This window comes from Curtobacterium sp. SORGH_AS_0776 (assembly GCF_031453355.1).
Taxonomy (GTDB): domain Bacteria; phylum Actinomycetota; class Actinomycetes; order Actinomycetales; family Microbacteriaceae; genus Curtobacterium.
Genome location: NZ_JAVIYU010000001.1, coordinates 545,014 through 558,947 on the forward strand (window position 1 = coordinate 545,014; position 13,934 = coordinate 558,947).

Below are 13,934 nucleotides of genomic sequence, written 5' to 3' on the forward strand. Positions count from 1 at the left end.
TGGACTGGCGGCGGATGACCTTCGACCTGTACCGACGGGTTCGGGCGACGACCGACCCGGAGACCGCCCACGCACTGTGGCGCGAGACCCGTGACGCGATGTTCGGCGAGCACCCGGCCAGCCCGCTCCTCGACGAGGACGCCCGCGACTTCGAGTCCCTGCCCGTCCCGGACTACGACCCGTCGTGGCGCTTCCGTGCCCGGATCGAGCCGGCGGAGCCCCTCGCGATGGACGTCGAGACGGGCACCGACGGCATCGTGCACTTCGACCGGCTCGGCGTCGTGACCCTGGCCGGCATCGGTTCGCTCGACGTGTGGTCGCACGGCGGCTACGCGGGCGGCGTGTTCATCCCGGTCAAGGACTCGAGCGCCGGCAAGGCCCGCGGGACCTACGGCGGCGGACGCTACCTCGTCGACACGATCAAGGGCGCGGACCTCGGGGGCGACGACGGCGAGCTCGTCCTCGACTTCAACTTCGCCTACAACCCGTCGTGCGCGTACGACCCGGCGTGGGCGTGCCCGCTCGCGCCTCCGGGCAACACCGTCGCGGTCCCGATCCCCGTCGGCGAGCAGTACGACTTCTAGGGTGGAGCACATGTCGGGTCTCGTCGCGATCGACGCCGGAGGGCGCATCCCGCCGTTCGAGCAGGTCCGGTCCCAGATCGCCGCGCAGATCAGCGCCGGGTACCTCGTGGACGGTGAACGACTGCCGAGCGTCCGTGGACTCGCGGACGAGCTCGGGCTCGCCGCCGGGACCGTGGCGCGGGCGTACCAGTTGCTCGAAGAGGCCGGGCTCGTGCAGACCGCACGCGGCGCCGGTACGCGGGTGATCCGACCGGCCGAGGTGCCGTCGTCGGTGACCGATGCCGCCCGTGCCCTCGCTGCCGCCGCACGGGCCGCGGGGCTGTCCGCCGACCAAGCAGCTGCCGCCCTGCGGGACGCCTGGCCCGCCTGACGCCGGCGCGGGCGCTGCGTCAGCAGCGCTCGAACACGTAGTCGTCGCTCGACGGCGTCACGAGGTCCCGGTCGCGCAGGATCGTCATCGCCGGCCGCTTCGCCGAGGCGCACACCGACGACCACGGCTGCTCGCTGTTGTCCGAGTACTCGACGTCGATGACCCGCTTGCCGTACGCCTTCGTGTACTCGCCGCACTCCTGGTAGACGAAGCACTCCTCGGCGACCACGAAGTCGAAGCCGGTCTGCTTCCGCCCGGACGCCCCGAGCTGCGGCGTGTTCTTCTGCCCGACCGCGAGCCCCTCGCCGTGCCCGAGACGGACGAGCGCGGCGGCGAGTGCGAGGTTCCCGGACCGCGTCAGCTTCCCCTTCGAGCGCGTCCACGAGTCGAGGTTGTCGAACTCGACGGCGTCGAACCCGCGATCGGCGCACCGGGCGACGGACTTCGTCAGGACCCGCACGATCGTCGCGCGCTTCGCAGCGGTCGTCGTGTCGAGCAACATCTCGTCCGGCCAGCCCGGGTCGGACACCGGCTGGCCCGATCGGTCGCGGAGGATCGCCGTCGGGTGGTCCCGCTTCCACATCGCGGCGTCCTCCGGCTGGGTCTGGAAGCCGTTGACGTAGCAGATCGAGTACTTCCCCGCCGCCGGGCGTGCGGTGCTGTCGCGCTCGACGATCGTGACACCTGCCGGAGGCGCGTACGAGCCGCCCAGCTGGTAGTCGGGGACGCCCGAGGTGGGCAGGTTCCGGTACGACGCGGCGGGCACCGCGGCGGCGCAGGACGCCGTCCCCAGGACGGCGACGAGGGCCGTCGCGACGGTCAGCAGGACGGTTCTGGTGCGCACCGGTGCATCCTCGCACGAGCCGGCGGACACCTCGGCCTGGGGGATCCGACCCGCGCACGCTATGCTGGACGTACTCGAGGCGCCGATCGCCTCGTGCGTCGTACGGACGCCCCCGAACTCCCGGTCCACGGACCGATGATCGAGCACCTCCCGAAGGTGCCAGGCTTCTCTGCTGCGGCGACTGCGCCAGCCACACCCGTTGGCGCGCATCCCGCCCGCGCGCTGCCTCGCAAGCGCGACCACAGCCGGAGCACTCCGGTTGGAAAGGTCACCATGACCAACGAAGACATCCGTTTCTCCGATCTCGGCGTCCCCGCGCCGATGGTCGCCGTCCTCGCCGACCAGGGCAAGGAGACCGCGTTCCCCATCCAGGAGGACACGCTCCCCGACTCCCTGCAGGGCAAGGACGTCCTCGGCCGTGGCCGCACCGGCTCCGGCAAGACGATCGCGTTCGCGATCCCGCTCGTCGCCCGCCTCGCCGCGAGTGGCCGCAAGCGCCGCGCCGGCCGGCCCCGTGCCCTGGTGCTCGCCCCCACCCGTGAGCTCGCGACCCAGATCGACGTCGCCCTCGCCCCGCTCGCCAAGGCCATGGGCCTGAACACCACGACCGTCTTCGGCGGCGTCGGGCAGGGTCGTCAGGTCGACGCCCTGCGCGGTGGCGTGGACGTCGTCGTGGGCGTGCCCCGGCCGTCTCGCCGACCTCATGCAGCAGGGCCACGTCAACCTCGGTGACATCGAGGTGACCGTCCTCGACGAGGCCGACCACATGGCCGACATGGGCTTCCTCCCCGGTGTGACCAAGATCATGCAGGCCACGCCCGAGCAGGGACAGCGTCTGCTGTTCTCCGCCACGCTCGACAACGGCGTGGACAAGCTCGTCAAGAAGTTCCTGCACAACCCGGTCATGCACTCGGTCGACGAGGCGAACAGCCCCGTCGAGGCGATGACCCACCACCTGTTCGAGGTCGCCGACGCCGACGCGAAGAAGGACCTCGTCCGGACGCTCGCGAGCGGCACCGGTCGTCGCATCCTCTTCATGCGCACGAAGCACCACGCCAAGCGCCTCGCCAAGCAGCTCAGCAGCCAGGGCATCCCGGCCGTCGACCTGCAGGGCAACCTGTCGCAGGGCGCCCGTGAGCGGAACCTCGCGAAGTTCTCCTCCGGCGAGGCCCTCGTGCTCGTCGCCACCGACGTCGCCGCCCGCGGCGTGCACGTCGACCACGTCGAGCTCGTCGTCCACGTCGACCCGCCGACCGAGCACAAGGCGTACCTGCACCGCTCGGGCCGCACCGCCCGCGCCGGTTCGTCCGGCGACGTCGTCACCGTGACGATGCCCGCCGAGCGCCGCGACGTCGCGCAGATGATGCGTGCGGCCGCGATCAAGGTCACGCCGCAGCAGGTCACGGCGAACTCCCCCGCCGTCACGGAGCTGGTCGGCGAGATCGCTCCGGTCCGCCACGTCGCCCCGGAGCAGCCCGCACAGCAGCAGCGCCAGCCCAAGCAGCGCACCACCGAGTCCGACAACGCGGGCGGCGGCCGTCGCCGTGGTCGCGGCGGTCGTACCGGAGGCGCGGCGCAGCCCGCGCGCACCGGCTCGGCTTCCGGGTCGTCCGGTGCAGGGCGTCGCGGCGGTCGTCCCGCCGAGGCCGGCGCCGGCGCCTCGACCGGCTCCGCCGGTGGGCAGCGCTCGGGTGCCGCGTCCGGCGGTCGCCGCAGTGGTGGCAGCCGTCGTGCGTCGAGCGACACCGTCCGTGGCGGGTCCGCTCCGGTCTGGTCCTCGGAGGGCGGCTACGCCGCCGGTCGTGGGTCCGGCACCGAGTCGGGCGGCAACCGTCGTGGTGGCTCGCGCCGCGCCTCCCGTCCCGCCGGTTCCGCGCGCTGACCTCTCGATCTCAACCTCCACGCCGCCTGAGCACGGACGCACTCCACGGGCGTAGGTTCTCGTTCACCGGATGCCGCGTGAGCGGCTGACGGGGAACTGTCCGCTGTCGGAAGGAGAGCCTATGGCTGGGATCGAAGACGTCAAGAACGCTGCTGCGAAGGCAGCTGGCAAGGCCAAGGAAGCCGTCGGGAACGTGACGGACAACGACCGCCTCAAGGCTGAAGGCAAGACCGATCAGGTCAAGGCCGACACCAAGCAGGCAGGTACGAACGTCAAGGACGCCGCTTCAGGCGTGGCCGACAGCCTCAAGAACGACAACAAGTAAGCCGGTTCAGTACCGCGCTGCGAAGCCCCCGGGTCCGATTCGGATCCGGGGGCTTCGTCGTGTGCGGGTGGCGTGGGCCGCTACATGAGGGCGCCGACCGATGCGAGTCCGGCGCGGAGGAGCGCCCCGCGACCGCCCTCCATCTCGTCGGCGACGGCGTCGGAGGCCGCCTCCATCGGGCTCATCCAGGTCAGCTCGAGGGCGTCCTGCCGGGGCTCGCACGTGCCGGTCACGGGGACGACGTACGCGAGGGAGATCGCGTGCTGCCGTTCGTCCGTGTAGACGGACGCGCCGGGCAGCGGGAAGTACTCGGCCACGGTGAACGGGGTGGGGCTCGACGGCAGCTGCGGGAACGCCATCGGCCCGAGGTCCTTCTCGAGGTGCCGGAACAGTGCGGTCCGGATCGACTCGCCGAACATCACGCGCCCGGAGACGAGCGTGCGGGCGATGGAACCGCTCGGGGCGACGCGCAGCAGCACGCCCACCTCGGTGACGACGCCGAGGCCGTCGGTGCGGACGGGCACCGCCTCGACGTAGCAGATCGGCAGTCGACGGCGGACGTTCGCGAGCTCCTCGTCGGACAGCCAGCCGGAGTCGGGGTCGGGGGTGCGCAGCGAGGCCATGCACCGTGTCTACCAGTCACCGCGGCGAGTTCGGCGGAAGGCGCGGGGGTTGGGGATGGTTGATGCGTCAACTACTGTCGTCCCCATGATCGATCGCGATGCCGTGCAGTGGACCCGGAGCCCCTCCGAGCGTGCGGGGACGCCGCTGCTCGTGACGATGCACGGGGTGGGGTCGAACGAGCGCGACCTGCTCGGACTCGCCCCGGCGCTGCCGTCGTCGTGGACCATGGCGTCGTTGCGTGCGCCGATGCCGTTCGGGCAGGGGTACAGCTGGTACCCGCTCGGGACGCCGGGCTCCCCGGCACTCGGGCCCGTCGACGAGTCCGTCGCCGGCGTCCTCGAGTGGATCGACTCGGTCGCGGCCGAGCACCCGCGGATCGGACTGCTCGGGTTCTCGCAGGGCGGGTCGATGGCGCTGCAACTGCTCCGGGCACGGCCCGCTGCGTTCGCGTTCGCGGTGTCGCTTTCCGGGTTCGTCGTGCCGGGCGTGACGGACTCGCGTGACGAAGCAGTCGCCGCCGTCCGGCCCCGGGTGTTCCTCGGGCACGGCGACCTCGACCCGGTGATCCCCGGCGAGGCCACCGCCCGGACGCAGGCGTGGGCGGCGACGAACACCACCGTGACGGATCGCACGTACGAGGGTCTGCCCCACGCGGTGTCCGCAGCGGAGCTGGCGGACGTGGCCGCGTTCGTCGGGGGCTGACGACCCTCCACGCGAGGAGACGAGGACGGGAGGCGCGGTGCCAGCTGGCACCGCGCCTCCCGTCACGGGTTCCGACGTCAGTCGGCGAGGATCTGCAGGAGGTCCTTGCGGAGCTGGTCGATCTTGGCGGTCGCCGCCTTCGCCTGCTCCTCCGTCGCGCTGGTGCGGTACATGTGCAGGACGCCCATGGTCTTCCGGAGCGCCTCGATGAACTCGCGGGACGAGTCCGGGAGGCCCGGCGCGTCGAAGGCCGCCGCGATCTCGTCCGCCTTCGCCTCTGCCTCGGCCTTGCCGGCGTCGGTGAGCTCGAAGAGCGTCTTCCGGCCGTCACCCGTGGCGACGACGAGGTCCTCGTCCACGAGCTGCTGGAGCGTCGGGTAGACCGAACCGGGGCTCGGCTTCCAGGCGCCGCCGGTGCGTTCGGCGATGGTCTTGATGACGGCGTAGCCGTTCTGCGGGCCCTCGGCCAGCAGGCCGAGGATCGCGAGGCGGACGTCGCCGCGGCGACGGCGTTCGCGGCCGAAGCCGGGACCGCCGAACCCCGGACCGCCGAAGCCGGGTCCGAAGCCGCGTCCGAAACCGGGGCCGAAGCCGCCGCGTCCGCCGTGGTCGTGGTCACCGCGGTCGCGGCCGGGGAAGCCGGCGCCGTGGTGCTGCCGCGCGCCGCCGAAGCGGGGGCCGCGCGGGTGCTGGGTGGTGTCGAAGTCGTTGTGCATGGGTCGCATGATGCGTCCTTCCGTCGTGCTGAGTCGGCTCGCGAACGGTCTGACCAGAATCGTCTTCGTCGTATCGCGATGTGTTGACGATAGATCGGTAACTATCGCTCTGTCAAGGGGTACGTCCGCACGGGCCGCTGTCGGTGGTGGCGGGCAGGATGGGACGGACCATGACGGACGTCCTCGAGCGCTTCTCCCCCGCCACCGCGGAGTGGTTCCGCGGCGCCTTCGCCGCACCGACCCCGGCGCAGGCCGGTGCGTGGGACGCCGTCTCCACCGGGCAGCACGCGCTCGTGATCGCCCCGACGGGGTCCGGCAAGACGCTGGCATCGTTCCTGTGGTCGATCGACCGACTCATCAGCTCGACCGACCGTCCGCCCGCGAAGCAGCGCACCCGGGTGCTCTACGTGTCCCCGCTGAAGGCCCTCGGCGTCGATGTCGAACGGAACCTGCGCAGCCCGCTCGTCGGCATCACCCAGACCGCGCGGCGCCTCGGGCTCGAACCACCCGACGTCACGGTCGGGGTCCGCAGCGGTGACACCCCGTCGTCCGATCGGCAGAAGCTGCTGCGGCAGCCGCCGGACATCCTCATCACGACGCCGGAGTCGCTGTACCTCATGCTCACCTCGCAGGCGCGCGAGACCCTGGTGAACGTCGACACCGTCATCGTGGACGAGGTGCACGCCGTCGCGTCCACCAAGCGCGGCGCCCACCTGGCGGTCTCGCTCGAACGGCTCGACGACCTGCTCGAGAAGCCCGTGCAGCGCATCGGGCTGTCGGCCACGGTGCGCCCCCCGGAAGAGGTGGCGCGGTTCCTCGGCGGACGCGCACCGGTGTCGATCATCGCCCCGCCGGCGCAGAAGACGTTCGACCTGCGGGTCGTCGTGCCGGTCGACGACATGGCCGAGCTCGGTGCACCGCCCGTCGGTGCGGACGCGACCGAGTCACCGACGAACGGGTCGATCTGGCCCCACGTCGAGGAACGCGTGGTCGACCTGGTCGAGGAACACCGGTCGACCATCGTGTTCGCGAACTCCCGCCGCCTGGCCGAGCGGTTGACGGCACGGCTGAACGAGATCCACGAAGAACGCGTCCTCGCGGCGGCGGGTTCCGTCGGCGACGGGGCGCTGGTGCCGGCCGGTTCCTCCCCCGCCGACGACGGCCTGCCGGTCGCGCGCGGGCGTCCGCAGTCCCCGGCACGGACCTCGGCGCACGCCGTCGCCCCGCAGGGCACGAAGCGGCCCCCGGCGCAAGTGATCGGCGCGTCCGGGCAGACCGGTGGCGGGGGCTCCGACGCCGCCGTGCCGGTGCTCGCCCGCGCCCACCACGGTTCCGTCTCGAAGGACCAGCGCGCCATCATCGAGGACGACCTGAAGTCCGGTCGACTGCGCTGCGTCGTCGCGACGAGTTCGCTCGAGCTCGGCATCGACATGGGCGAGGTCGACCTCGTCGTGCAGGTCGAGGCGCCACCCTCGGTCGCGAGCGGTCTCCAGCGCGTCGGTCGCGCCGGGCACCAGGTCGGCGAGATCTCGCGCGGTGTGCTGTTCCCGAAGCACCGCGCCGACCTGGTGAACAGCGCCGTGACGGTCGAGCGGATGGTCGCCGGGCAGATCGAGTCGATCTCGGTGCCGGCGAACCCACTCGACGTGCTCGCGCAGCACACCGTGGCAGCGGGGGCGATCGACACGGTCGACGTCGAGCACTGGTTCGAGCTCGTGCGGCGGAGCGCCCCGTTCAGCGGTCTGCCCCGCTCCGCGTTCGAGGCCACGCTCGACCTCGTGACCGGGCGCTACCCGAGCGACGAGTTCGCCGAGCTCCGCCCGCGCCTGGTGTGGGACCGCGTGCACGGCACCCTGACCGGGCGTCCGGGTGCCCAGCGGCTCGCGGTCACCAGCGGCGGGACGATCCCCGACCGCGGCATGTTCGGCGTGTTCATGGTCGGCGAGAAGGCCTCGCGCGTCGGCGAGCTCGACGAGGAGATGGTCTACGAGTCCCGCGTCGGCGACGTCTTCGCGCTGGGTGCGACGAGCTGGCGCATCGAGGAGATCACCCACGACCGGGTGATCGTCAGCCCCGCGTTCGGGCAGCCGGGCCGCGTGCCGTTCTGGAAGGGCGACGGCATCGGTCGCCCCGCGGAACTCGGCCGTGCCACCGGGGCCTTCGTGCGCGAGGTCGAGGGAGCTTCCGACGACGACGCACGTGCCCGGGTGGCCGCCGGTGGGCTCGACGAACGGGCCGTGACGAACCTGCTCACCTTCCTCCGCGACCAGCGCGCCGCGACCGGACACGTGCCGAACGACACGACCCTCGTGATCGAACGCTTCCGTGACGAGCTCGGCGACTGGCGGCTCATCCTGCACTCGCCGTACGGCATGCAGGTGCACGCGCCGTGGGCCCTGGCGGTCGCGGCACGACTCCGTGAGCGCCACGGGATCGACGGCGACGCCATGGCCGCCGACGACGGGATCGTCGTGCGCATCCCCGAGACCGATGCCGAGCCTCCCGGCGCCGACCTGTTCGTGTTCGAGCGGGACGACCTCGAAGCGCTCGTGACGGACGAGGTCGGGGCGTCGGCGCTGTTCGCCGCGCGCTTCCGTGAGTGCGCCGCGCGGGCGCTCCTGCTGCCCCGCCGGAACCCCGGGCAGCGCTCCCCGCTCTGGCAGCAACGGCAGCGGGCCTCGCAGCTGCTCGAGGTCGCCCAGAAGTACCCGACCTTCCCGATCGTGCTCGAGACCGTGCGCGAGGTCCTCCAGGACGTGTACGACGTGCCCGCCCTGCTGGGGATCGCCGACGACATCGCGGGCCGGCGCATCCGGTTGGTCGAGACCGAGACGGAGACGCCGTCACCGTTCGCGCGCTCGCTGCTCTTCGGGTACGTCGCCGCGTTCATGTACGAGGGGGACTCCCCCCTCGCCGAGCGTCGGGCGGCCGCACTGTCCCTCGACTCGACGCTGCTCGGCGAGCTGCTCGGTCGTGCCGAGCTCCGAGAGCTGCTCGACCCGGCGGTGATCGCCTCGGTCGAGCGTGACCTGCAGCGGCTCTCGCCGGACCGCCGGGCGCGCGACGCCGAGGGAATCGTCGACGTCCTGCGGCTCGTGGGCGCGCTCGACCTCGACGAGATCGTGGAGCGGAGCTGGCTGGCGGAGGCGGACGACCGCGCCGCAGCGACGACCGAGGTGCAGACCGTGCTCGCCGCGCTCGAGCGAGACCGCCGCGTGCTCGCGTTCTCGCACGCCGGCGCGACCCGCTGGGCCGTGATCGAGGACGCCTCCCGCCTGCGCGACGCCCTCGGGGTGCCCCTGCCGATCGGCGTGCCGACGGCGTTCGTCGAACCGGTGGCCGATCCGCTCGGCGACCTGGTCGGCCGGTACGCCCGGTCGCACGGGCCGTTCTCCGCGCAGGACGCCGCCGGACGGCTGGGGCTCGGGATCGCCGTCGTGCAGGACACCCTGCGCCGCCTCGTCGCCGACCGTCGCGTGGTCGAGGGCGAGTTCCGTCCCGATCGCCAGGGTGCGGAGTGGTGCGACGCCGAGGTGCTCCGCCGCATCCGCACGAAGTCGCTCGCGGCGCTCCGGCACGAGGTCGAGCCCGTCGCCCCGGACGCCCTCGCGCGGTTCCTGCCCGCGTGGCAGCACGTCCGGACCGCCGGTACCCGCGGTGGGCTGCGCGGCGTCGACGGGGTGCTCCAGGTCGTCGACCAGCTCGCCGGGGTGGCACTGCCCGCGAGCGCGTGGGAGACCCTCGTGCTGCCGGCACGCGTCGGCGACTACGCGCCGAGCATGCTCGACGAGCTCACCGCCACGGGCGAGGTCCTCTGGTCCGGCGGCGGCACACTGCCGGGCAACGACGGATGGATCCGCCTGCACCTCGCCGACACCGCGGCTACGACCCTGGCGGAGCCCTCCGGCGACGAGACGACCGAGCTCCAGCGGGACGTGCTCGGTGCGCTCGCGGGCGGCGGCGCGTACTTCTTCCGGCAGCTCGGGCAGGCCGTGGGCAGCACCGACGACACCGCCCTGTCGACCGCGCTGTGGGACCTGGTGTGGGCCGGACAGATCACGAACGACACCTTCGCGCCGTTGCGGGCGATGCTCGGCGGGAAGGCGAAGAGCTCGAGCGCACCCCGCGCACGGGCGTACCGCGGGCGTCGTCGGCCGACGATGCCGACCCAGTCCGGTCCGCCGTCCGTCGGCGGCCGGTGGTCCCTGCTCCCCCTCGCCGAGTCCGACGCGACCGTCCGGGCCGCCGCGACCGCCGAACAGCTGCTCGAGCGGTACGGCGTCGTCACCCGCGGCGCGGTGCAGGTCGAGGGCGTCCGGGGCGGGTTCGCCGGCGTGTACCGGGTGCTCTCCCGCTTCGAGGAGTCCGGCCGGGCCCGCCGGGGCTACTTCGTCGAGGGCCTCGGCGCCGCGCAGTTCGCGACGGGGCCCACCGTCGACCGGCTCCGCACGTACGCGCGCGACATCGACGACGACGAACGGGCCGATCCGGACCGGTCGCGTGATGCCCTGACCCTCGCGGCGACCGACCCGGCGAACGCGTACGGGGCGTCGCTGCCGTGGCCGTCCGACGCCGCCGCCGGGCCCGACGACGACGGTCCGGGCAGCGCCGACGGTACGGCTGGTCGTCCCGGTGGGGCCGCCGACTCCGCTCCCGTGAAGACGACGGGCCGCGGGCACCGGCCCGGGCGCAAGGCGGGTGCGCTCGTCACGACGGTCGACGGGCACCTCGCGGTGTACGTCGAACGCGGTGGCAAGTCGGTGCTGACCTTCACCGACGACCCGGCGGACCTCGCCGTGGCTGCGGCGTCGATCGCCGCGACCGTGCGGAGCGGCCTACGGAAGCTCTCGGTCGAGCGGGTGGACGGCGACTTCGTCCTCGAGACCCCGCTCGGTTCGGCGCTGCGCGAAGCCGGGTTCACCGCCACGCCGCAGGGGCTGCGTCTCCGTGTCTGAGCGCACGACGGGGGTGCCCGGTGCCTGAGGGCGACACCGTCTTCCGCGCCGCCCGTCGGCTCCACGCCGCACTGGCGGGGAAGGTCCTCACCCGCAGCGACTTCCGGGTGCCGGCGTTCGCCACGCTCGACCTCGTCGGCCGCACGGTGGACGAGGTCGTCCCGCGTGGCAAGCACCTGCTGCACCGGATCGGCGACCTGACCGTGCACTCGCACCTCAAGATGGAGGGGCGGTGGGACGTCTACGCGCCCGGGGACCGCTGGCGTCGCCCGGCGCACCAGGCACGGGTGGTGCTCGACGCTGTGGACGTCTCGACGGTGGGCTTCGCGCTCGGGGTGCTCGAGGTCGTCCCCCGCGACCAGGAGTCCGAGATCGTCGGGTACCTCGGCCCCGACCTGCTCGGTCCCGACTGGGACGCCGACCTCGCGCTGGCGAACCTGACGCGGGACCCTGATCGTCCGGTCGGCCTCGCACTGCTCGACCAGCGGGTGCTCGCCGGCCTCGGGAACGTCTACCGGAACGAACTGTGCTTCCTGCGCGGAGTCCTGCCGACCCGTCCGGTGCGCGAGGTGCACGACCCGGCGCGGATGATCGCCCTGGCGAGCCGGCTCATCCTCGCCAACCGTGACCGCAGTGCCCGTGTGACCACCGGGGTCGATCGGCCCGGTCGGCGCTTCTGGGTGTACGGCCGGGCGGGGAAGCCGTGCCTGCGCTGCGGCACGCCGATCCGGTACGGGGAGCTCGGTGAGTCGGAGCTGACCCTGCGCGACACGTACTGGTGCCCGCGCTGCCAGACCTGACGGGTCGCGGCCACCGCGCCGGCGCTACGCGCGCGACATGATCCACGCCAGCATGTACGACCGCGAGTTCGCGGAGTCGACCACCGCGTCCGGCAACGCCCTCGCCTCCCGCAGCGCCGTGGCCGCATCGGCCCGTGACGCCAGCGCCCGGTACATGAGCAGGTAGTCGCCGAACTGGACGTCGTACCTGCCGTCCGGCACGGCCTCGGCCAGCACCCGGCGGATCTGCGCCGCGCCGCCGGCATCGACGTACGAGGCCGCCACGGCCGGCATCGGGATGAGCTCGATCCCCGCGGGCGCGGCCGCCGCGGCGCTGAACCAGGTCGCGTGGTCGCGCTTGCCGCCCCAGGTCAGCGAGACCACCCGGTGCCGGAACTCCGGGAACGCGGACAGGTCCGGGTCGAGCACGTCCCGCGCGGCCGAAGCCGCCTCGTTGGAAAGCAGCCAGGTCCCGACCGACCGGAGCGACGACGACCCCGACGTCGAGCCGGACACCGCTCCCCACAGCGCGACGCCGTTCCACGCCGAGACGGCCTCGGACGACGACTCCTGGTTGTTTCCGTCGGCGAACGGCGAGAACCCGGACGCCCACGAGTGCTGCACGTACGGGTCGTAGACGCGGAGCGCCGGGAACGAGGCGGTGGCCTCCGGTGACGCGATGTCCGCCGCGACGAGGTCGGCCACGGTCCGCCACCGGCTCACGAGCGCCGGGTCGTCGGCGGCGAGGACCGCGGCTGCGGACAGCACGTAGCCGTAGTGGAAGTGGTGGTCGTTGAACTCGTCGGAGCCGAACGAGGCCTCCTGCCCGACGAGCCCGTGCAGCGTGGGGTCGTAGGCGAAGCACCGGGCCGTGCGGGTCCCGCACCCGGCGAGGTCGAACCACTGGTCGAGCTCGTCGACGACCGAGGTCTTCAGTGCGTCCGCCACCGACGCGAGGTCGAGCTGCGTCGCGAGCCGGTACAGGTTCGCGACGCGGTACAGGTCCTTCCCACCGCCGTAGCTGTCCGCGGCGTACGACGAGGCATCCACCGTGGACGCGTCGGCGCGGACCTGGGTGACGAGCGCCGCTCGCTCCGCGGACGACAGCCCCGACAGGTCGAGGGTGTCCGATGGTCGGACCGTGTCGACCGCGAACCGCAGGGCGGTGCCGGTGCAGACCGGGGCCGGTCCCTGGACGGTCTCGTAGTGCAGGCCGGTGCACTCCAGGCCGGTCGTGCCCTGCCCCGGCTGCGGGACGAGCACGCCCCGGTCGCCGGAGCCGAAGTCGTACGTCAGCGTCGTGCGCTGTTTCCCCCGCGAGGCGCTGCGGTCGAGCGCGACCCCCGTGAGCGGACGGGCGGCGGCGACGAGTCTGGCCGTCTGTGCCGCGGTCGCGCCGTCCGGGACCGGCAGGAGCACGACGCTGCCGCCGGACCGCAGGTCGATCGCGTCGCCGTCGATCGTCCCGTCGCGGACGACGAGCTGCCAGGTCCGGCCGCCGCTGGTAACGGTCCCGGTACCGTCCCCGGTGCCGTCGATCGGGGTGGTCGCGGTGACGGTGCCGGCACGCGCGGCGGTGTACGTCACGAGCGGCGAGCCCTCGGCGACCACCGTGTGCCCGAGGACGGTGGAGCCGTCACGGTGCTCGACGGTCACGGACACCGAGTCGTAGGCGGACACCAGGGTCGAGGTCGCACCGAGGTCGAGTCCGACCTGCTGCGTCGCGCCGCCGGCGATGGTCTTCTCGGTGGCCGTGACGGTGGGGAGACCGGCCGCGAAGCCGTCGTCGGTCACCTGCCACGAGATCGGGCTGGGGAACACCGGCTGCGGTGCCGCGCCGAAGACGAGTCCCGAGAACCAGCGGTTCGTCGGCGGCAGCAGGCCGTCGGCGAGGCGCATCGCGCCCGCCTTCGACGACGCGACGTCGCCGAGACCGGCGACCGCGCGCGCCTGTGCCGCACCGTTCGTGGTGGGCGAGGTGGTCTCGCCGGGGTGATCCGTGCCTCCAGGACCGGTGCACGCGGTCACGAGCATCGCGACGGCCGTCACGACGGTGACGCTGGTGGACAGCCTGGAGGCACGGCGCACGCCGACCCGACGGCGCGCGTCCGGCGCCTGGTCGCGACGGGCAGACCGAGGCAGCCGGAACATGG

Annotated in this window: 10 protein-coding genes and 1 pseudogene; 7 read left to right on the forward strand and 4 right to left on the reverse strand. The window is 73.0% G+C overall.

Annotated elements, in window-relative coordinates:
* Nucleotides 1-14: 14 nt before the first annotated feature.
* Complete coding sequence (locus QE359_RS02700; protein ID WP_309780394.1) at nucleotides 15-584, forward strand: DUF1684 domain-containing protein; 570 nt, start codon at nucleotides 15-17, stop codon at nucleotides 582-584.
* A gap of 10 nt (nucleotides 585-594) precedes the next feature.
* A complete protein-coding gene (locus tag QE359_RS02705) occupies nucleotides 595-954 on the forward strand; it encodes a GntR family transcriptional regulator (protein ID WP_071295229.1) in 360 nt (119 codons plus the stop codon).
* A gap of 19 nt (nucleotides 955-973) precedes the next feature.
* Here the strand turns inward: QE359_RS02705 and QE359_RS02710 are convergent, their stop codons facing one another.
* Nucleotides 974-1,798, reverse strand: a complete 825-nt coding sequence (locus QE359_RS02710) for an endo alpha-1,4 polygalactosaminidase (RefSeq protein ID WP_309777413.1) — start codon at nucleotides 1,796-1,798, stop codon at nucleotides 974-976.
* Nucleotides 1,799-2,071: 273 nt separating this feature from the next.
* Here QE359_RS02710 and QE359_RS02715 point away from each other — a divergent pair.
* A pseudogene (locus QE359_RS02715) lies at nucleotides 2,072-3,680 on the forward strand (DEAD/DEAH box helicase).
* 121 nt (nucleotides 3,681-3,801) lie between these two features.
* A complete protein-coding gene (locus QE359_RS02720; protein WP_070417647.1) occupies nucleotides 3,802-4,005 on the forward strand; it encodes a CsbD family protein in 204 nt (67 codons plus the stop codon).
* A gap of 80 nt (nucleotides 4,006-4,085) precedes the next feature.
* Here QE359_RS02720 and QE359_RS02725 read toward each other — a convergent pair whose 3' ends face one another.
* Nucleotides 4,086-4,628, reverse strand: a complete 543-nt coding sequence (locus tag QE359_RS02725; RefSeq protein ID WP_070417646.1) for an NUDIX hydrolase family protein — start codon at nucleotides 4,626-4,628, stop codon at nucleotides 4,086-4,088.
* 85 nt (nucleotides 4,629-4,713) lie between these two features.
* Between QE359_RS02725 and QE359_RS02730 the strand changes: the two genes are divergently transcribed.
* On the forward strand, nucleotides 4,714-5,331 hold the full coding sequence (locus QE359_RS02730) for an alpha/beta hydrolase-fold protein (RefSeq protein WP_309777415.1): 618 nt from the start codon (nucleotides 4,714-4,716) through the stop codon (nucleotides 5,329-5,331).
* Nucleotides 5,332-5,408: 77 nt separating this feature from the next.
* Here the strand turns inward: QE359_RS02730 and QE359_RS02735 are convergent, their stop codons facing one another.
* Nucleotides 5,409-6,047, reverse strand: a complete 639-nt coding sequence (locus tag QE359_RS02735) for a PadR family transcriptional regulator (RefSeq protein WP_309777416.1) — start codon at nucleotides 6,045-6,047, stop codon at nucleotides 5,409-5,411.
* Nucleotides 6,048-6,217: 170 nt separating this feature from the next.
* Between QE359_RS02735 and QE359_RS02740 the strand changes: the two genes are divergently transcribed.
* Together QE359_RS02740 and QE359_RS02745 are read left to right on the forward strand one after the other, a co-directional pair.
* Entirely contained in the window at nucleotides 6,218-11,002 is a 4,785-nt protein-coding gene (locus tag QE359_RS02740) for a DEAD/DEAH box helicase (protein WP_309777417.1), read from the forward strand.
* Between the two features lie 20 nt (nucleotides 11,003-11,022).
* Nucleotides 11,023-11,802 (forward strand): DNA-formamidopyrimidine glycosylase family protein, encoded by a 780-nt coding sequence (locus QE359_RS02745; protein WP_309777419.1) that lies wholly within the window; start codon nucleotides 11,023-11,025, stop codon nucleotides 11,800-11,802.
* 24 nt (nucleotides 11,803-11,826) lie between these two features.
* Here the strand turns inward: QE359_RS02745 and QE359_RS02750 are convergent, their stop codons facing one another.
* Entirely contained in the window at nucleotides 11,827-13,932 is a 2,106-nt protein-coding gene (locus QE359_RS02750; protein ID WP_309777420.1) for a glycosyl hydrolase, read from the reverse strand.
* Nucleotides 13,933-13,934 lie beyond the last annotated feature (2 nt).

Bases quoted from the DNA above. Each gene is read 5' to 3' on its own strand.
- QE359_RS02735 (WP_309777416.1), bottom strand. From the start codon at position 6,047: ATGCACAACGACTTCGACACCACCCAGCACCCGCGCGGCCCCCGCTTC.
- QE359_RS02740 (WP_309777417.1), top strand. From the start codon at position 6,218: ATGACGGACGTCCTCGAGCGCTTCTCCCCCGCCACCGCGGAGTGGTTC.
- QE359_RS02705 (WP_071295229.1), top strand. From the start codon at position 595: ATGTCGGGTCTCGTCGCGATCGACGCCGGAGGGCGCATCCCGCCGTTC.
- QE359_RS02730 (WP_309777415.1), top strand. From the start codon at position 4,714: ATGATCGATCGCGATGCCGTGCAGTGGACCCGGAGCCCCTCCGAGCGT.
- QE359_RS02720 (WP_070417647.1), top strand. From the start codon at position 3,802: ATGGCTGGGATCGAAGACGTCAAGAACGCTGCTGCGAAGGCAGCTGGC.
- QE359_RS02725 (WP_070417646.1), bottom strand. From the start codon at position 4,628: ATGGCCTCGCTGCGCACCCCCGACCCCGACTCCGGCTGGCTGTCCGAC.
- QE359_RS02700 (WP_309780394.1), top strand. From the start codon at position 15: ATGACCTTCGACCTGTACCGACGGGTTCGGGCGACGACCGACCCGGAG.
- QE359_RS02750 (WP_309777420.1), bottom strand. From the start codon at position 13,932: ATGTTCCGGCTGCCTCGGTCTGCCCGTCGCGACCAGGCGCCGGACGCG.